This is a genomic window from Silvanigrella paludirubra, assembly GCF_009208775.1.
GTDB classification, from domain to species: Bacteria; Bdellovibrionota_B; Oligoflexia; order Silvanigrellales; family Silvanigrellaceae; genus Silvanigrella; species Silvanigrella paludirubra.
This window is the reverse complement of record NZ_WFLM01000004.1, coordinates 503,947-527,345: the sequence shown is the minus strand read 5'-3', so window position 1 is coordinate 527,345 and position 23,399 is coordinate 503,947. Positions and strand designations below refer to the sequence as shown.

The 23,399-nt window shown below is 29.5% G+C and carries 23 protein-coding genes; 10 read left to right on the top strand and 13 right to left on the bottom strand.

The genetic code is table 11. The annotated features are described in order from the left end of the window. Positions 1 to 9: 9 nt before the first annotated feature. From GCL60_RS12965 to fliD, 5 genes are all read right to left on the bottom strand, one after another. Complete coding sequence (locus GCL60_RS12965) at positions 10 to 729, bottom strand: hypothetical protein (protein ID WP_153421089.1); 720 nt, start codon at positions 727 to 729, stop codon at positions 10 to 12. Between the two features lie 106 nt (positions 730 to 835). After that, positions 836 to 1,024, bottom strand: coding sequence for a hypothetical protein (locus GCL60_RS12960; RefSeq protein ID WP_153421088.1), 189 nt, complete (start codon positions 1,022 to 1,024; stop codon positions 836 to 838). A 161-nt stretch (positions 1,025 to 1,185) separates the two neighbouring features. After that, complete coding sequence (locus GCL60_RS12955; protein ID WP_153421087.1) at positions 1,186 to 1,887, bottom strand: hypothetical protein; 702 nt, start codon at positions 1,885 to 1,887, stop codon at positions 1,186 to 1,188. Next, on the bottom strand, positions 1,862 to 2,431 hold the full coding sequence (fliS, locus tag GCL60_RS12950; RefSeq protein WP_153421086.1) for a flagellar export chaperone FliS: 570 nt from the start codon (positions 2,429 to 2,431) through the stop codon (positions 1,862 to 1,864). Before fliS ends, GCL60_RS12955 begins: the two co-directional genes overlap by 26 nt. A gap of 53 nt (positions 2,432 to 2,484) precedes the next feature. After that, a complete protein-coding gene (gene fliD / locus GCL60_RS12945; RefSeq protein ID WP_153421085.1) occupies positions 2,485 to 3,834 on the bottom strand; it encodes a flagellar filament capping protein FliD in 1,350 nt (449 codons plus the stop codon). Between the two features lie 269 nt (positions 3,835 to 4,103). Here fliD and GCL60_RS12940 point away from each other — a divergent pair, with 269 nt between their 5' ends. Genes GCL60_RS12940 through GCL60_RS12920 form a run of 5 tightly spaced genes read left to right on the top strand, consistent with a single transcriptional unit; the run spans position 4,104 to position 9,329 of the window. Further along, complete coding sequence (locus tag GCL60_RS12940; RefSeq protein WP_161998209.1) at positions 4,104 to 5,267, top strand: glycosyltransferase family 4 protein; 1,164 nt, start codon at positions 4,104 to 4,106, stop codon at positions 5,265 to 5,267. Position 5,268: 1 nt separating this feature from the next. Then, entirely contained in the window at positions 5,269 to 6,405 is a 1,137-nt protein-coding gene (gene rffA, locus GCL60_RS12935; protein WP_153421083.1) for a dTDP-4-amino-4,6-dideoxygalactose transaminase, read from the top strand. A 21-nt stretch (positions 6,406 to 6,426) separates the two neighbouring features. Next, positions 6,427 to 7,101 (top strand): response regulator, encoded by a 675-nt coding sequence (locus GCL60_RS12930; RefSeq protein ID WP_153421082.1) that lies wholly within the window; start codon positions 6,427 to 6,429, stop codon positions 7,099 to 7,101. Positions 7,102 to 7,110: 9 nt separating this feature from the next. Next, positions 7,111 to 7,875, top strand: coding sequence for a histidine kinase dimerization/phospho-acceptor domain-containing protein (locus tag GCL60_RS12925; RefSeq protein ID WP_153421081.1), 765 nt, complete (start codon positions 7,111 to 7,113; stop codon positions 7,873 to 7,875). Positions 7,876 to 7,889: 14 nt separating this feature from the next. Next, the gene (locus GCL60_RS12920; RefSeq protein ID WP_161998208.1) at positions 7,890 to 9,329 is read left to right on the top strand and encodes a heavy metal sensor histidine kinase; all 1,440 of its coding nucleotides are present in this window, start codon (positions 7,890 to 7,892) and stop codon (positions 9,327 to 9,329) included. A 22-nt stretch (positions 9,330 to 9,351) separates the two neighbouring features. On the opposite strand, the gene GCL60_RS12915 is transcribed toward GCL60_RS12920, so the two are convergent. After that, a complete protein-coding gene (locus GCL60_RS12915) occupies positions 9,352 to 9,657 on the bottom strand; it encodes a hypothetical protein (RefSeq protein ID WP_153421079.1) in 306 nt (101 codons plus the stop codon). 68 nt (positions 9,658 to 9,725) lie between these two features. Further along, on the bottom strand, positions 9,726 to 10,712 hold the full coding sequence (locus GCL60_RS12910) for a trypsin-like serine protease (RefSeq protein WP_153421078.1): 987 nt from the start codon (positions 10,710 to 10,712) through the stop codon (positions 9,726 to 9,728). A 464-nt stretch (positions 10,713 to 11,176) separates the two neighbouring features. On the opposite strand from GCL60_RS12910, the gene GCL60_RS12905 reads away from it, so the two are divergent. The 5 genes from GCL60_RS12905 to GCL60_RS12885 all read left to right on the top strand — a co-directional run bounded on the left by GCL60_RS12905 (position 11,177) and on the right by GCL60_RS12885 (position 17,889). After that, positions 11,177 to 12,526, top strand: a complete 1,350-nt coding sequence (locus GCL60_RS12905; protein ID WP_153421077.1) for a hypothetical protein — start codon at positions 11,177 to 11,179, stop codon at positions 12,524 to 12,526. Positions 12,527 to 12,995: 469 nt separating this feature from the next. Further along, positions 12,996 to 13,649, top strand: coding sequence for a uracil phosphoribosyltransferase (upp, locus tag GCL60_RS12900; RefSeq protein ID WP_153421076.1), 654 nt, complete (start codon positions 12,996 to 12,998; stop codon positions 13,647 to 13,649). A 26-nt stretch (positions 13,650 to 13,675) separates the two neighbouring features. Then, on the top strand, positions 13,676 to 14,293 hold the full coding sequence (gene udk / locus GCL60_RS12895) for a uridine kinase (RefSeq protein ID WP_153421075.1): 618 nt from the start codon (positions 13,676 to 13,678) through the stop codon (positions 14,291 to 14,293). A 79-nt stretch (positions 14,294 to 14,372) separates the two neighbouring features. After that, a complete protein-coding gene (locus GCL60_RS12890; protein WP_153421074.1) occupies positions 14,373 to 15,449 on the top strand; it encodes a DsbA family protein in 1,077 nt (358 codons plus the stop codon). A 562-nt stretch (positions 15,450 to 16,011) separates the two neighbouring features. After that, complete coding sequence (locus GCL60_RS12885) at positions 16,012 to 17,889, top strand: leukocidin family pore-forming toxin (RefSeq protein WP_161998207.1); 1,878 nt, start codon at positions 16,012 to 16,014, stop codon at positions 17,887 to 17,889. A gap of 22 nt (positions 17,890 to 17,911) precedes the next feature. Here GCL60_RS12885 and GCL60_RS12880 read toward each other — a convergent pair whose 3' ends face one another. The 6 genes from GCL60_RS12880 to GCL60_RS12855 are packed head-to-tail and all read right to left on the bottom strand — an operon-like array spanning position 17,912 to position 23,357. Then, a complete protein-coding gene (locus GCL60_RS12880) occupies positions 17,912 to 19,408 on the bottom strand; it encodes an MlaD family protein (RefSeq protein WP_153421072.1) in 1,497 nt (498 codons plus the stop codon). A gap of 50 nt (positions 19,409 to 19,458) precedes the next feature. Next, the gene (locus GCL60_RS12875) at positions 19,459 to 20,229 is read right to left on the bottom strand and encodes an ABC transporter ATP-binding protein (RefSeq protein WP_153421071.1); all 771 of its coding nucleotides are present in this window, start codon (positions 20,227 to 20,229) and stop codon (positions 19,459 to 19,461) included. Between the two features lie 12 nt (positions 20,230 to 20,241). Continuing rightward, on the bottom strand, positions 20,242 to 21,024 hold the full coding sequence (locus GCL60_RS12870) for an MlaE family ABC transporter permease (RefSeq protein WP_153421070.1): 783 nt from the start codon (positions 21,022 to 21,024) through the stop codon (positions 20,242 to 20,244). Next, positions 21,021 to 22,130 (bottom strand): ArsA family ATPase, encoded by a 1,110-nt coding sequence (locus GCL60_RS12865; protein WP_153421069.1) that lies wholly within the window; start codon positions 22,128 to 22,130, stop codon positions 21,021 to 21,023. The genes GCL60_RS12870 and GCL60_RS12865 overlap by 4 nt, the downstream gene beginning before the upstream one ends. Before the next feature lie 27 nt (positions 22,131 to 22,157). Then, positions 22,158 to 23,123 (bottom strand): ArsA family ATPase, encoded by a 966-nt coding sequence (locus GCL60_RS12860; protein ID WP_153421068.1) that lies wholly within the window; start codon positions 23,121 to 23,123, stop codon positions 22,158 to 22,160. 3 nt (positions 23,124 to 23,126) lie between these two features. Next, entirely contained in the window at positions 23,127 to 23,357 is a 231-nt protein-coding gene (locus GCL60_RS12855) for a Sec-independent protein translocase subunit TatA/TatB (protein ID WP_153421067.1), read from the bottom strand. Positions 23,358 to 23,399: the final 42 nt, after the last annotated feature.

Here is a 23,399-nt window from a genome sequence, read left to right as displayed (position 1 = left end):
AGAAAAAAATTATTCAAATATATCGCAAGAAATAGGGCAATTTTTATCAATATGGAAAACTTGTTTTTTGCGAATATAAATTTTACAAGTTTTATCACTAGAATTTGGAAATGAATAAGTTGCAATTGTATCTGCACAGTCGTTACATTTTAAAGAATTTCCTACAAAATTATCACAATTACCATTAGGATCATTCACATCATTTCTTGTTAAAGAAACTGGATTTCCCATTAATGCTCTCATTGTCTGAACTGATTCAAAAATATCTACTTTCAAACAATTTGGATTTTTATTTGAAGATATTTGATTTGAATTTAATTCTTTTTCAAGAATTTCTGAATTATTTGCTAAAATACGATGGCCTTCAAAGGAGTCATTTGAAATTTTTTGAAAATCACATTTTCCTCCATAATTATTTAATTTTCCATCTAAAAACTCTATAACACAAAGATCATATCGCCACTGTCCTAATGAAGGAGAAGCCGATGTAGGATTACCCCATTTTTCAATAACTCGATCTTTGGAGTCACCACAAACAAGTTTATCTTTGTCACCAATAACCAGAGAAGCACAATTTACAATATTTTTTTTATTTGTTTTGTCTAATTTTGTTTCTTTATGAAGAGGTTTTACATTGTCTAAGTCATATTTAATTACATTCGCTTGTGCTGTAGAAACTTGAACCCATGGCCCCAAACCACCTACAAAATAAATTAAAAACCAACCCAATCCTTTTTCACAGACAGGTGCTTTAGAATTGAAACCACTTCCCGTTTCAAATCGAAGGTTATCAATGGAATCACCTCCAACAGACTTTGCTTTTGAAATTAAATCTTTAACTAAATAATCTCCAAGTTCGGAACAATCTGCCCAAATAAAATCTCTTGTCGAAGAAGTAACAATATTTTGTACTTATTTTATTTATATTACTATTTACTTTTAATTTTTCATTATCATATGTTCCATATGAGGTAACACAACTTGAGATACCGAATGAAATAAAAGCCAAAGTTACGTATTTCATAAGAATCCCCATAAAAGCATTAAAACAAAAACTAGAGAAATGCCTAATATAAATTATTTTTATCTATGTCAATCTTAAAAATTTCAGAAAAAATTTTTAACAATTAAATTTAATTTTTATATATTTAAGTAATAAAATAAATTATATAATAGAATTCTAAGTTATTTAAACTTTTCAATGGAGTGAAAATAATATTTAATTCCATCTGGCCAAGCACCTTTGTGATGCTGAAACGCAGCTTTAACAAACCAGGAAATTTTATTCGTGCTACCTGCTTGTGTCACATCTGGCCCTTGTGAATTTAAAAGTTCTAAACTTTTTTCAGAAGGACGAACAATCGCGATATGTCCAGGCTTTTTAGGGTCTGGACTTTCAAAAGAGGCAACAACAAAATTTCCTTCATTTGCAAGAGTTTGCGCCTCTTTAATGGATTCAACAGGTTTCCAGCCCTTTTGAATTCCCTCTGAACTTTTAAACCACTTTACCTGAGCACTTGCTAATAATATTTGACTATGTTCAGGAGGTCTTAACATATAAATATCAAATTGTTTTGCCATTGCAGCAGCAAATGCACTGCAATGAGTCTTTCTACCAGGCCCTTTGTAGTTTACACTTTTATCTGGCTTTCCTGTTTCCCAATTTACATGCTGATGGGAAAGCCATAAACTTTCAACATTTGACTCATTTAATTTTTTTAATAAAAATTCACCTTTAGATGATATTGAGCCACAACAAGAATTTTTAATTATTAGTTTTTCATCTGCTAATAAAATGAGAGAACTTAGAAAATCTGAGTAAATAATTGCTTTAACAAAAAATAAAAAAAACGCATTTATTTTAACCCGCTTTTTTAGTAACAACATTCGCACTCACGTTATTTGGCTTTACATCTTGAGATAAGTTTACAGAAACGGCACTTGTCGTTTTTTCACTTGCATTATTTTTTTGATTTTCTTCTTTTGCTTGAATTCCTTTTGAATTTAAATACATCGCATACAATTCGGGTTGCAATTTTGGACTAGGAACCCCATCTGGTCTTGGGTTATTAACAACATCCCCCCAAGCCTCATACAAAGTAAGTAACAGCTTTTCGGCTATTTCAATTTCTTCAATTTTATTATTTATATTTGCTTCAATCAATTTATCCATAATAAACATATATAAACTTTCTAAATCCATGGATAATTGACCACCCACTTCATGGTCTAGAGTATTTATCAGTTCAGCAATAATAGCCAATGCTTTACTTATATTTTTTCCTTTTTCTGCAACTTTTTTCTCTTGCATTTTTACTTTTGCAATACGCAAAAACTTAATGCACCCTTCATAGAGCATTAATAGTACTTTTTCTGGTTTAGCAGTTGTTACGTTTGTTGATTGATAAGCTTTAAATGCTTTAACATTCATATTTACCCATCCTTGAAAATAATGACTTCAATTTTAGTTTGTAACTTTATAACTCAGCCCATACCACCGAGTCTTTGTTGCAACACTTGACCTTGAGCATTCATTCCACTGATAAGTTGTTCTACAACAGCAAATTGATGACGAATACTTTCTTCTTTTTGCTTAGCGTAACGGTTTTTTACAGCAATATCTTTATCAAAATTTTCAAGAATATGTTTGTATTCTCTATCTTTTGAAGGCAAAACACCGCTTTGTTGACTTTGTAAATTTCTTACAGAGTCTGACATCCGAATTCCAATGCCAACCGTTTCATCTGATTGTATAAACAACTTAGAAACACCAACATAATCTTCGGATAGAGCCTGTTTAGCTTTAGTTTCGTCATATTTTAGATTGCCAGTTTTTGGGTCGGTAGAAATTCCCACGTCGGCTAAAGTTTGATATTTTCCTGTAGGAAGACTAAATTGAATTGCGCTTTGTAAAGTCCTTCTTAAAGTTCTCAAGCTATTGTCTTTAGATAAAACGCCTGCTTTGTTTGTATTTGGATCAACCTGAAATTGTTTTTCAATAAATTCATTTACCTTATTATAAGATTCAACAAATTTTTTAACATTTTCAAGACTTTTATCTACATCATAGTCAATTTTAATATTAACTTTTGTCCCTGGTTCTGCTTTTTTTGCATCTAAAACCATTCCTGGAAATAACTCTGTAACCTTATTCGTTTCATTATAAACCTTCACGTCTTCAAATAACATTTCTAAATTTCGGCCTGTTATTTGTTCTTTAAATTCCAAATAAGTGGTATCAGGATCAATAGTTACTTTGGCTTCTTTTCCCGATTTTTCCGATAATACAAGTAAACGATAATTTTCTTCATCGCTATCTTCTATCCCTTCTTTTGTATTAATAACAATCGCTTTTACGCCTTTGTCCATTGAGTTTATTTGGGTAGCAACATCATTCAAAGTGGATCTATCGGGATCGATATCTACATCAAAACTTTCTCCATCTTCTTTTTCAATAGTCATATATCCAAAACCAACAGCGGTTTTATCTTTATCTTCAAAGGATTGAGTTAATAGTTTGTGAGAACGCGCTAAATGACGGACTTCAAGTTCGTATGAACCTATTGGGGCATTATTGTCTACTGTACCTTCTATTATGTCTGGGTGGGAACTTGTCAGTTTTAATTTATAAAAATCTGCTTTGGTGCGCATTCCATTTAAAGTTGACCCCAAAGTGCTTACTAAACCTTTCAAATCGGAAAATAATTTTTGTTCATCGACAATCGTTTTTTTACGCGCTTCAACCTGTTTTATAGGTTCGCGTTCAATTTCTACCAATTGATCAACCATTTTAGGATCAATACCAGAGCCCGTATTGATTCGAATCCCTGCCATAGTCTAATAATCTCCTAGTGGTAGATTATTTCAGAAGATTCTTTTATATGCGGTTTATGATTTGCACCCTGTGACAAGTTCTTATCTAAATTGAGCAAATTTTACTCTTTTCAGATACAAATCGGATTCATGGATACTCTTTTATAAATAAGGAATTGCCTTAGATACTTGTATTCAATATCTATATTCTATAGTATCGCAAACTGATGATTTTCATAAAAATATATTATGAAAATACCTGCAATTTTGTTTAGATTTTGGAAATGATAATGCAAAAAAATATCTCTATTTTACACGTCAATACTTCGGAAGCGTTTGGTGGTTTAGAGCTTTACACTATTCAATTGATAAAAAAAATAATGGAATCTGGAATTCATACTGCTATTTACTGTATTAAAGGCTCAAAAATAGATGAAGAAGCTCAAAAATTAGGTATAAAAATATATTATGGTTTTAAGCAGGCTCGCATTAGTTTCTCTGATATAAAATATTTACGAAAAATCATTAAATACGATCATTTTCAAATTATTCATTCTCACACAAGACAAGATGTATGGTTATGCTCTTTATCCCTTTTATTTTTAAAGGATAAAAAACAAATTTTTAGTTTATACATGAGTGCCCCATCTAAAAAAGATATTATTCATAAATTTATATATAGCAAAGTAACAGCTATTACTTCTTCATCAGAAATTTTAAATGAACGCATTCGAAAAAACTATCCTGTTTTACCAGAACAAGTAAAATTGTTACGTTATGGAAGAGATTTATCGCTTTATAATAAAAATTTAAATGACAGAAAAAACATAAGAGAAAGCTTAAATACAAGTGATAATGAATATGTTATTGCTACCATGTGCCGTATTGATCCTGGAAAGGGAGTAAAAGAAATTGCGGAATCTATCCTGCATTTAAAACCTGAAATCAAACAAAAAATTAAAATTTGGATTATGGGAGAACCTACATTACACCACACGGCATCAGACGGCACGCCTGTTTATGAAACTCAAGCAAAAGAATTATATGATTGGTTAAAACAATTTATTAAATCTCCCGAAGCCGAAAATAAAATACAGCTAATCCCATTTCAAAAAAATATTGTCCCCTATTTAAACGCCATGGATATTTTTGTTTTGGGAACCTATAAAGAAACATATTCTTTATCTGTTATCGACGCCATGGCAATGGGATTGCCAGTCATAGGAACGAATTCTGGCGGGACCCCCGAACAAGTTTTAAATAACATTCGAGGTTTTTTAATTGAGCCAAGAAGCTCCAAAGAAATTGCCAATGCAATAACTAAATATGTTGAAAACCCTAAATTAATATGTGAACATGGAGAAAATGCAAAAAAATGGGTTTTTTCAGAACACAATTGGCAAAATAAAGTAACAAAATTACAAAGTCTATACAGTGAAACATTGGAGAAATAAAATGAGAATACCTTTATCAAAACCTCATATCCCAAAACAAGTCTTTGAAAATATAAATCAAGTTTTAAACTCTGGAAAATTATCTGGAGATGGCTTTTTTTGTCATTCTACCGAAGATAAATTAAAAAAATTATTAAATGTAAAACATGTTTTACTTACTTCTTCTTGCACTCACGCTCTTGAAATAGCCATGCTTTTATTAGATGCCAAAGAAAATGATGAGGTTATTTTACCTTCTTTTACTTTTACATCAACAGCAAATGCCGTTTTAGTAGCTGGTTTAAAACCTGTTTTTTGTGAAATTGATCCCAATACAATGAATATGGACATGAATGATGTTGCTAAAAAAATAACAAATAGAACAAAAGCAGTAATTCCTGTTCACTATGCCGGAATCAGTTGTGATATGGAAAAGTTAATAAAACTTTGTGCTCCTCAAAATATTAAAATTGTAGAAGATGCTGCTCACGGTATAGGCGCAAAATGGAAAGAAAAATATTTAGGTACCATTGGACATATGGGAACATTAAGTTTCCACGATACCAAAAATGTAATTTGTGGTGAAGGCGGCGCTTTTATTACTAACGATGATATCCTTGCTGATAAAGCACAAATAATAAGAGAAAAAGGAACAAATCGAGCTCAGTTTTTACGTGGCCAAGTGGATAAATACACATGGGTTGCAAAAGGCTCTAGTTACATTCTTGCCGAACCTCTAGCTGCTATATTATCTGCAGAAGTTGATATTATGAATGAATTAAACGAAAAACGAGGCAAAATTCATCATTATTATATAGAACAATTAAAACATTTAGAAGAAAAAAATATTTTAAAGTTACCTCATTTTTCTAAGGATTGTGATTCGAATTATCATTTATTTCATATCATATTAAAAAATGAATTATCTCGAAATTCATTAATGGGCTACTTAAGAGAAAAAGGAATTGGAGCTACATTTCATTATATCCCCCTTCACTCTGCACCAGCTGGAGAAAAATTAGGTTACAAAAGAAACCAACTTCCTATTACTGAGGAATATTCTACCCGTCTCTTAAGATTGCCACTTTACCCTGACCTTACGGAACAAGAGTGTGTTAGTATCGTTACTGAAATCCAAAATTGGAGTCAAAATCAGTAATTAAATAAGGACACTCTTTTTATGCGCGTTTTAATTATTGAAGATGCCGAAAAGGCAGCTTCCTTTTTAAAAAAGGGCCTGACAGAAAAGGGATATGTTGTTGATGTAGAACACGACGGTTTTGAAGGTTTCATTCAAGCTCAAAATAATAATTATGATATTATTTTATTGGATGTGATGTTACCTAATATGGATGGCTGGAGTATTCTAGAAAAATTAAAAGAGATAAAAACAAAGCATGCTAACATCATTATGCTCACCTCTAAAGATCACACCGATAACATTGTAAAAGGTTTAAATTTAGGAGCAGATGATTATCTTACCAAACCTTTTACATTTACAGAGCTAGTTGCTCGCATTAAAGCAATCACAAGAAGAAAAAAAACAAAAAAAAATAATATTTTAGTTTTTCATGACCTTGAAATCAATTTAAACAATCAAAAAGTAACCCGAAATGGGAATGTGATTGATCTAGCTCCGAAAGAATTTGAACTTCTCTCGCTTCTTGCCCAAAATAATAAAATTGTTCTTTCTCGCCATGAAATTTTAGAAAAAATTTGGGATATTCATTTTAATGTGCAAAAAAATTTAGTTGAAATGCAAATTAAAAGACTTCGTTCTAAAATAGATGATGGATTTGAAAAAAAATTAATAAAAACAGTTCGTGGTATTGGCTATATGTTTGATGGTGGCTGAGGATAATTCGTGGATTTTTTTAAAACCTTTTACAGATTTATTAATAATAACATAACACTATCAAGACTTTTTTTATTATGGTACATGATATCTTTTATAATAATTTTAACTTTATCTTTGATTATTTTAAAATTCACTCTAAAACCAATTGAGCAGTTTGCCAAAGAAATAGATAACATTAACTCTAATAATTTAAATAAAAAAATTAAAGTAAAATGGATTCCTAAAGAACTCTTAATCATAAAGAAAAACTTTAATATTATTTTATCACGTCTATATGATTCTTTTCAAAAAATAAATCAATTTTCTGAAGATGTTTCACATGAATTAAGAACGCCACTTCATAGTTTAAAAGTAGAAATTGAAGTTGCCCTTCAAAAGGAGAGGACAAATAATGAATATAAAGAAACTTTAATTTCTAATCTTGAAGAATGCAATAAAATTTATGAATTAATAGATAATCTAACTTTTTTAGCCAAAACAGAGAAAAAAGATATTCAAATTAAGCCAGATCCTTTTTCAATTTCGAAAGAAATTTCTTATTTAGTTGAACCATTTGAACCTATTGCAGAAGAAAAAAATCTTCCTTACATTTTTGACAGAATGTACAGAGTAAATAATTTAAATATCAAAAGAAACAATAATTTAGGACTAGGCTTATCTATGGTTAAAAATCTGATAGAATTACAAAAAGGAACAATAACAATTCAAAGCGAATTCGAAAAAGGCACAACTGTAACTCTAAATTTCCCAAATTGCATTCAATCAATTTAAATAAAGAGGAATTTTTGAATACATTTAACAACTTTACTCGTTTTCTTAAAAATAGATTAAGTTTATCCATACTTCTCATTTTATGGAACTTTATAACATGTATTGTTATATTTATTTCTAGTCAGTATTTTTTTAATTATTTTTCAAAAGATTACAATAATAATTACGAAGAATTAGTAATATCAATGAGCATAAATGATTTCATTGACTATATATCAGAAAATAATATTTCAAAAAACGAAAGTATTATTAATGAAACAAATCCTTCTTTCAATAAAATTGAACCTAGATTAATAAGCATTGAAGACTTATCCAAAAATAAAATCATTTATTATGATAATAAAATAGACACTTTAATTCATAAATTAGAATTAGAAAACAAACTTATTCCAATTAAACCTGATAATTTTGTTTCTATTAAAAAACTAGGTCCATATTATTATTACTATGTTGAAAAAAATATAAATATTAGTGGAAATAACTATAAATATAAAGTTTTAGCAGAAAGAACTCGACTTATAAATAAACAATTAAATCTTAAAGATAAAATAGTTTATTCGAGTTTAATAATTTTAATTTTACTATTATCAATTTCCATTTTTATTTTAAAAATAATATTATTACCTGTTGAAAATATAGTTAAAGATATTAAAGAAATAGATTCAAATAATTTACAAAAACGAATTCAAGTTCAATGGATCCCAAGAGATCTTGTGATAATTAAAAACTCTTTTAACTCTATATTAAACAAACTGGAAGAATCTTTTCAAAGGCTGTCTCAATTTTCCGAAGACATTGCTCATGAGCTAAGAACACCTGTAAATAATTTAAAAGGAGAAATTGAAGTTTCTTTACAAAGAAAGAGATCAAATAAAGAATACGAAGAGATTTTGGAGTCTAATTTAGAAGAATGTTTTAGACTTACAGAAATAATTGATAGTTTAACTTTTTTAGCAAGAACAGAAAAAAAAGATATTATTATTCAACGAACTCATTTTAATCTTTTTCATGATTTAAATAAACTAATAGAATTATATGAAGCTTTCGCTTTTGAAAAAAATATTATGTTGACTCTTGAATGCCCAAAAGTATGGGACGTAAATTTAGATAAAATATTATTTACACGAATTATAAGTAACTTAATATCTAATGCAATTCAATATAACAAACAAAATGGTAAAGTCCATGTAAAAGTAGAAGGTAATAATCATGATCTTAAAATAACAGTTTCTGATACTGGAATAGGGATAGATAAAAAACATATTTCATTTATTTTTGATCGTCTTTATAGAGTAAATAATATGAGAAGTTCTAATCAAAAAAACCTTGGTCTTGGTTTATCTATGGTAAAAAACATGATGCTGTTACATGATGGATCTATAAATATTGAAAGCAATTTAGGAGAAGGGACTAGTTTTATTTTATATTTTCCTAATTCGTTAAATATTTCTTAATTGAAATAAAAATAATTTATGCCTATATACATGAAGCAGATGTCGGTTGATAATAAATTGTATAATTTGCACTTTGACCACAATAGGACGAATTATTGGAATATATTTGTACATTTGTTGCTGCCCAACTTTGACAAGAACTAAAGGAACAAAAAGGCCCAGCAGATCCAGTATTGTGACCTAATGTATTTATACAAGCAGTTCCATTCAAGCATGACCAACTATTATAATAGTAATTATTACTTGAACTATTACTTTGATCTGTCTTTGAACACCCAATAATTAATAGCAAGAAAAATAAACAAGATAAAGTAACTTTCACTTTCATAGAAATCCTCCTTTTGCATAAAAGATATATAATATTCAAATATAAAGTTCAATTATTTTATAATAAAATTAAAATAAGGAAATCGAATCTCCATTATTTATAGCCTCTTGTTGAATCCAATTTAAATAGGATCCAATTTTCATATGCATTCCTTTTTTGTTTTTGCATATATCCACATTAGAGTTTCCAAGAGTTGCATGAATAACTCCTGATAACATAAATTCATTACCTCTTTTTACAAAAACAGGACCACCCGAATCTCCTTGACAAACTCCATTTTCATTTTCTAATCCTTCCGAAAACAAATAACCATTTTTTAGATTTTGATTCCTATCAAAATCTAATTTTATTTTCATTGAATTAAAATATTCCTGTTTTGATGAAACATTTTGCAAAAAAAGACCTGATAATAAGGATATGAAATTAGAATCGTCAAGCAGATATAAAAAAGAAATACCCCATCTTTTTGTTCTTTGTGAAGATGTATCATGATCGTTAAATTTTCCATACCCTATAAAAGTAACCATTTCACTATCTGATAGATTTCTTGTGATTTTGGCTTTAAATCCATTTAATTGCTGAACACTTTTTTCCGTTTTTAAAATAGCTAAATCAGCAAAGTTACAAAATGTTTTATTTGGATTAGAACAATTTTCGAGGAAATAAGGATGAATTTTAATTTTTGTAATTCTTGAATAATTATCTTGACTCTCATTTCCATTAAATGAATGCACTAGACCATTATATATAGATGCAAATTCACTTTGATTTTTAATTTTATCCATATTAAAACAATGAGCAGCAGTAATAATAGTATTATCTCCAATAAATGTTCCTGTGCAAAGAGAACCACTAGAGTGAACAGAAACAACTGATTTTGATTCTAAATACGTATTTTCAAAATTTTCATCTATATTACATCCATCATAAATTCGATTTGAATTCGAAAATAAAGAAGTATCACATTTATTTTTTGTTCTAGTATTAATTGATTCTTCAGATTTACAGCTATAAATTAATAATAAAACTAAGAAAGAGATTAATATATTTTTCATTTTTTCCGACTAAATTAAATATTTTTAAATATTTAAACTCTAATTAAAAATTAGAGATAAATTAACATATTTAACCTAAATCAATATTTATATATTAAGACTGAATTTTAAATGAAAGAATTGTTATCTATAATAAAAGTTAAGAAATTAATTTGTAATGAAAAAGTTATATTTGAAATTTTATATTATAAAATATTTCATTTTCTTAATCTAAAATAAAGTAAAATATTATAAAATAATACCATATTTTAATTAATAATTTCAATATATTATATAACAATAAAAAATCAAAGTAACTTAAATAATTAAAATCAAAAGTGTTTTTAAAAAAATAAAATTAATATACATAAAAAATTTTTGATGATAATTAAATTCTTGCTGTAAAGGAATTACATCAATTTTAATTCATAAGAATTTTAATGTTTAAAGTTCTTATATTTCTTAAACTCCTAGGAGAATGTTACATGAAATCAGTTCGTTCAAAAGTTTTAATTGCTGTTACTTTAGGATCAGCACTCGTTTTAGCATCTTGTAATAAAGGAGATTCTAAATCAGAAACACCAAGTTCTAATCAAGCTACAAGTGATGAAATAAATGAATTATATAAAAAAATTCAAGAACTCATTGCTAATAATAACAATTCTGAAGAAGTTGTTCAGGATGATAAGTTTAAGCCAATAAAAGATAAAGTAATCCCAGTTAACTTTGCCTATTTCTTAGGTGCAGATGATACCAAGTCAGAAGCAATAGTTACAAAATGCGGTATAAAAGATACTGAGAATATGAAGATTTCAGGACAATGCGAAGATTTAACATCAATTGAAAATAAAGCTTCTATAACAGATAAATTCAAACCAAGAGATATTTTAATTAATGAAAATAAAGCATTTATTCTTGGAGCATATGAACACAAAAGTGGTGTTGGAACAATTACAAATAATACTGCAGGAATAGTAACTCAGTGTGATATTGATAATTCAGGAGATCTTGGAAATTGCCAATACACCAAATTAAATAATTCAAATTTTGATATGTTAAAATACAAAAATTCTAAAATTTTTCAAAATAATTTATTAATATTAGCTAAAAATAAAGTTGGTGATAGAGATATTATTAGAAGTTGTTCAATAGATAAAACAAATGGATTAAAGGTTAATCCATTAGATTCATCTATTTCAGGATGTAAAGATTATACAATACCAGAAAGTGATTTATTTCCTTATATCAAAAAACCTTCTGTAAGTTTTGATATTAATAAACTTGGTACTATTTATGTTTCCCAAGGAGCAGATAAAAGAAACTTTTTAAAATGTTCCATTCCTCAATTTGGAAGCGATTTAAATTGCTCTTCTCCTGTTAGCGGCTCATTAAACACCGGAATTGATGCAAGTCCATATTCAATTGCTATTTTAAATAATAGAATTGTTCAAATGCATAGTGGTTATGTAGCATCATATGATATAGAAAAAGAAACTTACAAAAATGCTGTTAAAATTGATGATGCAGTTTATTTTGAAAACAAATATTTTATGGATTCAGTTAATATTAATTCTATTGTATTTAATAATAGATTATTTATGTTTGGTTCAGACACTAGTGGTGTAGATGCAAAAAATTACAAAATGGCAGGAACTAGCTGCTCATTTATTGATTTAACAAATACAGGAATTAATGGAACAAATAAAGATACTATTGAAGCTAATATTGCTGGGTACTGTAGCTATATTTTTAGCCCAGTTTCAACTTTAACTTCAGATGGAAGTAATGTATCAATTATGAGCAAAAAAGCATTTAAAAGCGTTGCTTTTAAATAAAAATTTCTTATAAATTTATTTTTAAGAAGAAATAATAATTCTATTATTTCTTCTTTTTTATATCTATCTATAAAAAGAAAAAATACCTTTTCAAATAATTAATATTATGAGGAAAATTTTATTAAATTTAATAATTCTAATTTAGATTAAAATATAATTCATTTTATCATAATCCAATAAAATTCCTTTTAGCTTATTAGTCAATCTTATTTTTATTGAGTATCTATTATTTTCAAATTCAACCAACTCTTTTCCCTATTCAAAATTTAAAAATATTATTTAAAGATAACAATTTTACCAAATAATATGATAGAATTTATCTTATTATTTGTATCACTTGATAAAGTATAATTAAAAAACGAATTCAATAAAATGAAAATAATTTTTCTAAAAAAACTTTTATAGTTTAGTTTAACATGTTAAGTTAAAATTTAAATCTTCATTATATTAAAAAATTAAAGGAATTAAAATGCCGAAACATTTATTAAAAAATGATCACAAAAATATTCATATTCTTCAACATCCTTTACTTGCTCATTCTTTATCTATTCTGAGAAAAAAAGAAACCAATAGTGGCGATTTTAGAAGACTCCTTAGTGAAGTCAGTCGTCTTATGGCCTATGAAAGTTCCCGAGATCTAAAAGTAAAAAATTTTATGATAGAAACTCCATTCGAAAAAATGGAAAGCCCGTTTATTTATGAAGATGTTACTATCGTTGGGGTAATGAGAGCAGGTATGGGTATGCTTGATGGATTTATGCAGATGTTTCCACACTCAAAGGTTGGTCATATAGGAATATATCGCGATAAATTTTTAAATAATACCGTAGAGTATTACTTTAGATTACCTAATGACATTGAAAGAAATAAAATATTTTTACTCGACCCTTTACTCGCTACAGGGGCAACCGTCGTTGCCGCTATTGATAGATTAAAACAATATGGTGTAAATGAAATTCGTTTTCACTGCTTACTTGCCTCACCAGAAGGTTTAGAAATTTTGCAAGAAACGCATCCTGATGTATCTGTCTATTGTTTATCTGTAGAAAGATCTATGGATGAAAAAGGCTATCTTCTTCCTGGTCTTGGCGATGCAGGGGACAGAATCTACGGAACAATATAAATCCAGTAATTGATAGAGGTTGGAAATTGAAAAAATCGGCAGGCACAACAATCATAGCTATAACTGGCGGAAGCGGCTCTGGAAAAACAACAGCAGCAAGAAGACTTTGGGAACTTATTGGCAAAGAAAACTGCCAAATTATAAGTCAAGATAGTTATTATCATGATCACAGTGCTCAATTTAAAGGAGATGGTACGGTTAATTTTGATCACCCTAATGCCATTGACTTTAAACTGATGGCTGATCACCTAAAAAAATTATCTCAAAACCAACCCATAGAAATTCCAATTTACGACTTTGTCACACACACAAGAAAAGAAAAAACAATTCGTGTTGAACCCTTTCCCTATATTATAGTGGACGGTATTTTAATTCTCTCTCAGGAAATATTAAGACCCTTTTTTGATTTTTCTATTTTTATAGATATTTCAGAAGAAACTCGATACGCAAGACGCCTAAAAAGAGATGTAGAAGAACGAGGAAGACACCCCGATGGAGTCAAAATACAATTTGATTCCTTTGTAAAACCCATGCATGAAACCTTTGTTCAACCTTCAAAACATTTTGCAACCCATGTCTCATATGACAATCAGAGTCTAAATGAAATGCTTGCCGATTTAACAAAAAATCTACTCTCAAAATAAAATACATATTAAATAATGTTTTCCTTATTAAAGTTCATGTGTATATTTAAATCGTTTTTATATTAATTTTGGAGGAATAATGAATTTACTTTTGTCAAAAATGAAGAAAATAAATAAATACCATATAGGTACATCAGTTACTATTTTAGCAGTTGCGATTGCGGGATGCGTATCTCAAAAAGATAAAACGAGCACCGAAGTTCTAGGTACTTATAACTCAAAACAAGTTAAATTTTCAGATCTTTCTATAGCTGAAAAAACAGAACTCGTGAACGCGCAAAAAAAAGTTTACGAAACAGCACAAGCAATTCTTGAAAAATATTATTTAGACTCTTGGTTTGCTGACTATCAAGCTAAAAATAAGATCGCAAGTTTAGATTTAGCGAAAAAAGACTTTTATACAAAAAATGCAAATATCTCCGATGAAGTTGTGCAAAATTTTATTAAAGAAAATGCAGCAAATCCGCAAATGCAACAAATTCCAGAAAAAGAAAGAGCTGGTTTAGTTAAACAGTATTTAACTAGAATGGAACAATCAAAAGCAGAACAGGGCATTCTTCTAAAGGCTCAAGAAGAAGGCAAAATTAATGTCGTTGGAATTGAAAAGCCAAAAGATATTCAAGTTACATTTAATAATGAAGGTTATAAGTATGACAGTTCATTGAAAGATCCTAAAGTAACTATTGTTGAATTTGCGGATTATCAATGCCCATATTGCGTACAAGCACATGAAACAATTGAAAAAGTTCTGGCAGCATATAAAGGAAAGGTTCAATATGTATTTAAAGACTTTCCTTTAACACAAATTCACCCTGAAGCTATGCCTGCAGCAATTGCTGCAAAATGCGCGTCAAATCAAAATAAATACTGGGAAATGCATAAATTATTATTTAGTCGCGCCCCTATGGATAAACTATCGGGTGATATGTACTATAAATATGCAACAGACTTAAAACTTAATATGAATGATTTTAAATCTTGTATGGAAGATAAAGACAAAACTCTTAGCAAATCTGTTATGGCCCAATTAGAAGAAGGCAATAGCATTGGCGTAAGTGGAACCCCCTCTATTTTTATCAATGGGCAAAAATATGAAGGTAATTTGAGTTTTGAAGGTATTAAAAAAGAAATAGATGAAAAACTGGCTTTAAAATAATAATTTAAACCTCTATTTTTTAATAAATCTTTTTTATGAAAAACAGATCTTACTATCCACTAGTATGATCTGTTTTTTTTATCATTTTTACCATCTAAATAAAAATATAAAATATATAATATTCAATAAAGAATAAAATAATTAAATTTTATATATTTATTATTTAATATAATATTATATAAATTTTTTCTTATAATTATAAATATTATCTATTTATAATCAGTTTAAAATCCATATAAATACTGTAAAAAATTTATACAAAATAAATTATTTATTAATTTTAATTAATTACATAAAATAATTTTATTTATATTTTTTTATAATTATCTATTATATTCATATCACAATGCCTTATCTTTTTAAAGAATAGAAATAATGATTAATAGATAATTATTGAGAGTCATTCTCAAACGCAATAAAGTCATATTTTTTTAACCAGAATTTAATCTATTATTCATTCATACTTATGTTAAAAAAAACAAAAAATACCTATTTTAAAATTTGGCACATGAATTGCTATTAGGTATTCATGGTTGAAATTCTATGGCTAAGGGAGGCTTTAATGGAAAATAAAATATTAAATAACTTTAAATATACTGTATTATATACTAGTTTAATTTCAATATTATCTACCGCATGCAGTAAATCTAATAATAATGAAAATTCGCCATCAAAAGATAATTCTATTCTTTATACAAATAATTTAAAAGATAAAGACCTTTCTATGGTCAGAAGTGCGTATGAAAATAATAGACGCGTTTATTTTGATTATAAATCATCTGATCCTGAAGTAGTTAAATATATATCTGAGCAATTAACTGGATTATCCATTAATGAAGATGAAAATGTGTTATTATTTAAAGAAAACAATATTCCGCACTTTATTTCTGGAAATAAAGAACAACTTAAAAAGTATATTGATTTAAATACAAATTTAAATTCGGAAAAAACAGGAACTTTAAAACAAAATCCAAATACTGAAGTTTCAAGTGCAAAAGCAAAAGTAACTTTAATAAGAGAAAACTTAAAATGCGAAATGCTTAAAATGTATGGTTCTCTTTATTTTTCCGACAGCACTGAATTACTTGATTATTGTGATGGAAATGCAAGTGTTCAGCTAAATTATCAATTAGACTTAATTGGATCTAAAGCTATTGCAAAAAAAGACAACTCAGAATCTGGTTATTCTTATGTGACTCCATCCGGAAAGTTTTTAATAGTGACTGTATCACCAAAAGAAGACAGCGGTTCTGGCTGGAAATTAGCAAATAAGTTAAAACATGATCACTCCTGGTTTCAAACAAATGCTCACAGATTTGATTACTTAGGACCATTTGCAAATGAATATAAATTTTCTATAAAACTTCTTAAAAACAGTGATGATATTCCTGTAAACCTTTCTGAAACGTTTCCTCAAAATATTAATAAAAAGGAAACCGTTACTGAAACAAGAGGTTTTAGCTATGGATTTTCAGGCGGCGTTAGTGGTGATCTTGGTTTTAATGATAAAGGCCCAGTAGGTAAAGTTGGTGTTGATTTAAAAGCAAATGTAAATTTCACAAACTCAAGATCTATCATTTTTGATACTTACAATTATGATGTTGAAAATAAAAGCTCTAAAGATTTAGCTGCTTGGTCTTGGAATGCAAAAGTATTTGAAAATTTGGATAATTACTTAACAGGTCAATCCTCCATTGGTGCTCATTGGGATAATAGTTGGGTCGCAAATATAAATAAATTTTCTGCAATTCACTACGCCCAATTTGTTCCTGCATTTCAAGCCATTTTTAAAGCGGATAAAGAATATATTGGAAAAACAGATTTTGAATTTGAAACTAGTGTTGTCGCAGGAGCTTTATTAGGAGCTGTTGTTCCAAATTTATTTTGGAGTCACTATCATTTATTTTCTACTAGTACCCCTATTCCTTATCTAGGAGCCTCAGATACAGAGCAAAATAGTAGAAAAATTTTAAAGCGTATTACAATCAACTGGAATTCTCCTGTTTTTGCCTCAGAGCAAAACATTGAATTACAAACAGCTACAGATCTATTCTCCGAAAATTACTTAACCGTTAATCCAAATGACATTAGTAGCAGAGGTAAAGTTATTATTGCTCACTCCAGAAAAGACCGTACACAAACTTGGGGTTACGATAACGATAACTATCAGTTTAAATCGAGATCAGGTAACAATAATTTATGTCTAACGATTCAAAAAGAATCTAATAATATTATTGCTGAACCATGCACAAATAGTAACAATAAAAAATGGACATTTGAGAGTGGTCTTATTATTCCTCATTTAATGAGAGATCATGCTATTGGTTATGATGAAAATGAAGATGAAAGTTTAGGAGAAAAACGTAAACTTAAGCTTATTGAGATTAATAATAATGAAAAGAATCTTATTAAATTTGAATCTTTTAAAGCAGCATATTAAATAAAGTTACTTAACTGTAACTTTATTTAGCTAAAGCAGCTACACCAAATAAGCCTTTAATATCTTCATCCGTAATTGAAAAGCCCGCCCCCACAAATGGAAAGGGCTTGCTATACAAGACAAGTCCATCCACACCAGCAGTAAGAAATATATTAGGCGTAATAAAAACATTGGAAAAAGCTTTAATATTAAATGGCCCCTTGCTGCCGTATTGTGTATCTGATGGAGTTGGACTGCCACCAAATTGAGAAAACTCAACGGTACTTACAAATCGATCATTAAATAAATAAACATCAGATGCAAAACCACCCGAACTCGCAAACATTCCTAAACGTAACCCAACAAATCCAAATCTCTGAGAAATTTGCAAATTATATCTTAAATTAGAAGTATTTTCAGTTGTGTTTTCTTGAGTCGTTGTCTGTGTTGTATTTCCATTAATTGTTGAAGTTGTTGTCGTATTTTTTACTTGTCTTCCGTAGGAGGCATTCGTAATCCCCAATAAATAGTACCTATCTGGTCTGGTTGAAAATAATAAATTAAATTCATTTACAAATTTATCTCCCGTGTCCGCATTTGCCACACGGTATTCTGCTCTATCCGTCATTGTTAATTTTAATTGTGATATAGGCTTCACAACATCTTGTATGCTTTTTAGAGTAGCTTTTACTTCTTCTGCTGTTTCATCCTTCGCAATAAGTTGACCAATTGTTCCTTCGCCTTTTTCTATTTTTGCAGCCATTCGTTTAAAGGATGCCGTAGCTTCATCTACGTTTGCAATAATACTTTCAATTCTTTCACGATTTTCAGGAGTAGATATTTGTCTTAATTCAGTTGTAAATGTTTTTATATCAGAAATAATTTGATCTATTTTTGTATCGTTACGTTGAATTAAGGATGAAATTTTTACAGCACTATCTCGAATACCTTGAATGGCTTCTTTTAAATTTGTTTTTTGCGATGCTGTTACTTCACGAAGATCCGAAGTCATTCCTTCAATGTTATCGACAATTTTGCGAATAGAGCTTTCACCATCTTTGGTACCTAAGACATTCGAAAGTGAACCCGTAATTTTTTTAATATCTCGTGCAATATTATTTAAATTTGTCATTAGGGCTTCGATGTCATTTGATTCTGGATTTCGTGGCATCATATCGCCCGATTTCATATATCCAATTCCAGAAGAATTACGAACAATTTCTATATAAACATCACCAAGAATCCCGCGCGACTTTATTTCTATAAATGATCCCTTAGGTATTTTTAGATTTCCATCTACACTAAAGTTAATGCGAGCGCCATCTTGTAAAATATCAACAGAAGTCACTTCCCCTACTTGAACACCTGAAGCACGTACCTGAGTTCTTTCTGCAACTCCTCTAACGTTACTAATTGTTGTATGAAAATATTGTTTTTTGGACGCAAAAGGATTCCCACCAAGAACAACAGCCGTAGTGGTTAAAACAGTTACTCCAGCAATAGCGAATAATCCAACTCTTACTTCTGAGGACAAAGACATGAAAAAAAAATCCTTTAAAAGCCAAAAGGCATTAATGATATTATTTTAGTTTATGCGATAGGAACTTCCAAAGGACCTTTTCTGCCGCCAGTTAAGAATTGCCTTACGAGTTCATCTTTACTTGATGCAAATTCTTGTGCTGTCCCATGAAAGTAAATTTTTCCTTTATGTAAAAGAAAGATATACTCTGCAATATTCATAACAGAAGTGATATCATGACTCACCACAACGGAAGTTATACCATCCAAGTTTTTTTGTGTATTGTAAATTAAATTATCTATCAAATCGGAAACGAGAGGATCCATACTTGTTGTTGGTTCATCATAAAGTAACAATTGTGGTTTTAATGCTAAAGCCCTTGCAAGGCCAACTCTTTTTCGTTCACCAATAGAAATTTCGGGTGGGTATTTATTTTGAATTCCAGGTAAACCTACAATATCTAATAATTTTTCAACTTCTGTTTCCATATCTTTTAAAGACATTTTTAAGTGATTCTGAATAGGGAAAGAAATATTTTCAAAAATATTTAAGCTATCAAACAAAGCGCCATCTTGAAAAAGAATACCAATTTTTTTTCGAGCTTCATTCCATTTAGCTTCATTGGCATCGTTCATTTTAAATCCATCAATCCAAACTTCACCAGAGTCAGGCTTAAGAATACCAATAATATTTTTTAATGTAACAGACTTTCCTTCACCGCTTCGTCCAATAATAAAAGATATTTTATGTTTAGGAATTTCTATATTTAAGCCATTTAAAACATGGTTATTTCCAAAAGATTTTTTCACATCAATTAAAGAAACAAGACTATCTTTAGACATAATTAAACTAAATTACCTTACTTGGAAAAGAGTAATAATAAAATCACCAACTAATATTGAAAGTAATCCCGCAACAACAGCACTTGTCGTCGCTTCTCCTACCCCTTTTGCCCCACCTTTTGCTTTAAAGCCTTTATAACAAGCAATAGAAGAAAAAATAAAGCCAAATACAGTTGCTTTTACCAATCCTTTTACAACGTCACTCCAATAAACAATCCATTTTAATTGCTGCATAAAAGTCATGGTATCGACACGATAAAATACGACTGCAACAAGGTAACAGCCAATAATTCCTACAAACAAAAAAATGCCGGCTAAAAGGGGCATCATTAAAGTACTGGCAATGACTCTTGGAACAACAAGGTAACTTATAGGGTTTACACCCATTGCTTCCATAGCATCAATTTGTTCATTTACTCTCATGGTGGCAATTTCAGCAGCCATTGCCGCTCCTGCACGACCTATAACAATAAAACCACACATAACAGGGCCTAATTCAAGAGCTAAAGATTTTCCTGTAGCTGCCCCCATTAATCCTTCTGCGCTAAATAACCTAAAAATAACTCCAAGCTGCAAACCTAAAACGGCACCAACAAACAAGGCAGAAATAAAAATAATAACGGCGCTTTTATTTCCAACAAATTCGAATTGTTTAATGATTAATCCCAAACGAAAGGGACGTTGAAAAGCCCAGTGAAAAAGTTCTTTTATAAATAGGAGAAATCGACCAAAACCAGCAAGGGTTTTAATTATCATTTGTCCTATGAATTCAGGAAACATGAGTATGAAATTCATTTTGTATTTTTACCTGTTTTTGATCGAATAATGTCACCTAAAGAAGATAAATCGGACAACCGCAAATCCTGTTCACCATCTAAACTAGCAGCAATAGGTATTTCTACAATAGTTAAAGAAGAACTAGAAAGTTGTTCATGAACTTTTAATTGAGTCGCAAAGTAACCAGACAAATAATTAGCAAATAATTTTTCATTTGAATTTATAAAATGATTTTTATTCATAAATAATTTTAAATATTCTTCATTTTTTAGATGAATAGGAAATGTTCGATTAATTACGGCTAATTTTGGGGGTAATCCAAGCTGAGTCAAAACACGATTGATTTCTTTTGCAACAGAAATGGCATCTTCACGAATTGAAGTAACTAATACAATATTTGTTGAAGAATGTTTTAACCATTTTTGAGAATATTTTAATCTTTCTAATGCTGTAATAAAAACTTCATCTAGCATAATTAAAAATTCGCCAAAATTAATAATAAAATTACGGCCACCAACTAAAGCAAGTCCATCTAAAACTTTTCGAGCGCCCGATTTAAAAGCTCTTGCTACAAAATTTTGTTTTTCATGAGCTCCACCAACAAACCATTTTATCCAATCAATAATTTTGCTGTCTAAAAATGAGGAAACTTTTTCAGGCTTAGCAATAAAATCTATTGCATGAATTCCTGGTGCCGTGTCAATCACAAGCTCTTCGGTGTCTGGATATTGCTCTAGCCATTCTGCAACACGTATAGCAGCGAGGGTATCTACCGCACTTGCCATTTTTGAAGATAAAGCTGCGAAATAAGGATTTTTAAATAAGTTTTCTCTTTTTTCGGGTGACATTCCTTTTTCATCAACCCAGCGGACTAAACTCTCGCCAATATGTAATATCGCGGCTCTTAATTCTCCTTTTGAATTATTTAAAGGAATTAAAGTACCAGATTCCGAAATTACACCAACTCCTAATGCTGTCTGAAGTCTTTTTGCTGGGTCTATGCTAATTAATCCTACTTTTTTTCCAGAGCTTGCTAAAGATAAAGCAAAAGAGGCAGAAAGAGTTGTTTTTCCTACACCACCCGCTCCTAAAAAAATATGTAGCTTTGGAAAAACGTTGGCCATTTATATCCTCAATTTAAACAAGTTTATCTAAAAATACTTTGATAATAATTCTATTAAATTTGGAGATGATTCAATTTTATGTAGAATATTTATATCTGGTAAAGAAATAATAGGAATATGATTATTTGATTGTTCTTGATATTGTTTAGACCATTTTATTAATTTTTCTTCACAAATATTTCTTTTTATTAGACTAGATAAAATGAGGTCAAGCTCATTTTTTGAAATATCTAATTTTAAATTTTGTTTTAAATTTATAAACCAGTCATCTTCATGATCCATTTTTAATTCTGGAAAATAATTGGGGTTATTTGATTGATTTACAATGATAGCTAAAGGTGGCCTTTGTAATTGATCTGTTACTTTAGGGACTGTTTCAATACATTCTTCAATAGGTAATTCTTCAGGTAAAGTAACAACCAAAACTCCTGTTTTTTCTTTATCCATAAGAAGTTTGGTAACACGCTCACATTCTGAAGCAAGAGGACCTGTCATTCCCAAGTTGGCAACAGCGGGTGCAATTCCAAATAAAGAAATCCCATGACCCGTTGCGGGGGCATCGACAATCACTCTATCGTAGGAATAGCCTTTTTCTTTTTCAGCAAGTTCCACAAGCCAAAAAAGTCTGCCTAAAAAAAAGAGTTCTTGAATTCCAGGGGCAGCATGAATGAGTCTTTGAACATGACGATTTTCAATGACCATGGAATAAATTAATTTCATTTTTAAATGATCAACAAAATATTCACGAATGGATTCGGATGCAGAAAAATTCATGACTTTATAACCATGTGGAGTCATGGATTCTTTATGAGAACATTGAGCAAGAGAATACAAAGGTGAAATTGCGTCTTTTATAGCCCATTGGACTAAAAGAACTTTCTCTCCTTTTTTCGCATATTCATAAGCTAAGGAAGCAGACACCGTTGTTCTGCCCACACCACCTTTGCCCATAACAAACAAAAGTTTTTGGCTGATATTTTTTAAAAGCGTCATGCCTTAAACTTTTGGAGCTTCTTTGTGTTCAACATCTACAACGTGCGCTTGATTTTGTTGCGCAGCAGGAGGATTTAATTGCTTATCATCCGTTGAAGCACCATTTAATCCTTTTTTAAAATTTGATATTCCTTCACCCAACGCTTTTCCTACAGAAGCAATTCTTTTGCCGCCAAAAAGTACAACAACAATTCCAAAAATTAGAGCAAGTTCACCAAAGCTAAAGGTGTGCATAACCACCCTCCAAATAATAACGAAGAATTTGTCCAACAAATA

What these genes read in the sequence shown, in the direction of transcription:
- GCL60_RS12860 (WP_153421068.1), bottom strand. Translation starts at nt 23,123, where the DNA reads ATGACGCTTTTAAAAAATATCAGCCAAAAACTTTTGTTTGTTATGGGC.
- fliS (WP_153421086.1), bottom strand. Translation starts at nt 2,431, where the DNA reads ATGAATGTTAAAGCATTTAAAGCTTATCAATCAACAAACGTAACAACT.
- GCL60_RS12915 (WP_153421079.1), bottom strand. Translation starts at nt 9,657, where the DNA reads ATGAAAGTGAAAGTTACTTTATCTTGTTTATTTTTCTTGCTATTAATT.
- upp (WP_153421076.1), top strand. Translation starts at nt 12,996, where the DNA reads ATGCCGAAACATTTATTAAAAAATGATCACAAAAATATTCATATTCTT.
- GCL60_RS12960 (WP_153421088.1), bottom strand. Translation starts at nt 1,024, where the DNA reads ATGAAATACGTAACTTTGGCTTTTATTTCATTCGGTATCTCAAGTTGT.
- GCL60_RS12910 (WP_153421078.1), bottom strand. Translation starts at nt 10,712, where the DNA reads ATGAAAAATATATTAATCTCTTTCTTAGTTTTATTATTAATTTATAGC.
- GCL60_RS12940 (WP_161998209.1), top strand. Translation starts at nt 4,104, where the DNA reads ATGCAAAAAAATATCTCTATTTTACACGTCAATACTTCGGAAGCGTTT.
- GCL60_RS12870 (WP_153421070.1), bottom strand. Translation starts at nt 21,024, where the DNA reads ATGAATTTCATACTCATGTTTCCTGAATTCATAGGACAAATGATAATT.
- GCL60_RS12885 (WP_161998207.1), top strand. Translation starts at nt 16,012, where the DNA reads ATGGAAAATAAAATATTAAATAACTTTAAATATACTGTATTATATACT.
- GCL60_RS12865 (WP_153421069.1), bottom strand. Translation starts at nt 22,130, where the DNA reads ATGGCCAACGTTTTTCCAAAGCTACATATTTTTTTAGGAGCGGGTGGT.
- fliD (WP_153421085.1), bottom strand. Translation starts at nt 3,834, where the DNA reads ATGGCAGGGATTCGAATCAATACGGGCTCTGGTATTGATCCTAAAATG.
- rffA (WP_153421083.1), top strand. Translation starts at nt 5,269, where the DNA reads ATGAGAATACCTTTATCAAAACCTCATATCCCAAAACAAGTCTTTGAA.
- GCL60_RS12955 (WP_153421087.1), bottom strand. Translation starts at nt 1,887, where the DNA reads ATGTTGTTACTAAAAAAGCGGGTTAAAATAAATGCGTTTTTTTTATTT.
- GCL60_RS12880 (WP_153421072.1), bottom strand. Translation starts at nt 19,408, where the DNA reads ATGTCTTTGTCCTCAGAAGTAAGAGTTGGATTATTCGCTATTGCTGGA.
- GCL60_RS12875 (WP_153421071.1), bottom strand. Translation starts at nt 20,229, where the DNA reads ATGTCTAAAGATAGTCTTGTTTCTTTAATTGATGTGAAAAAATCTTTT.
- GCL60_RS12890 (WP_153421074.1), top strand. Translation starts at nt 14,373, where the DNA reads ATGAATTTACTTTTGTCAAAAATGAAGAAAATAAATAAATACCATATA.
- GCL60_RS12855 (WP_153421067.1), bottom strand. Translation starts at nt 23,357, where the DNA reads ATGCACACCTTTAGCTTTGGTGAACTTGCTCTAATTTTTGGAATTGTT.
- GCL60_RS12930 (WP_153421082.1), top strand. Translation starts at nt 6,427, where the DNA reads ATGCGCGTTTTAATTATTGAAGATGCCGAAAAGGCAGCTTCCTTTTTA.
- GCL60_RS12905 (WP_153421077.1), top strand. Translation starts at nt 11,177, where the DNA reads ATGAAATCAGTTCGTTCAAAAGTTTTAATTGCTGTTACTTTAGGATCA.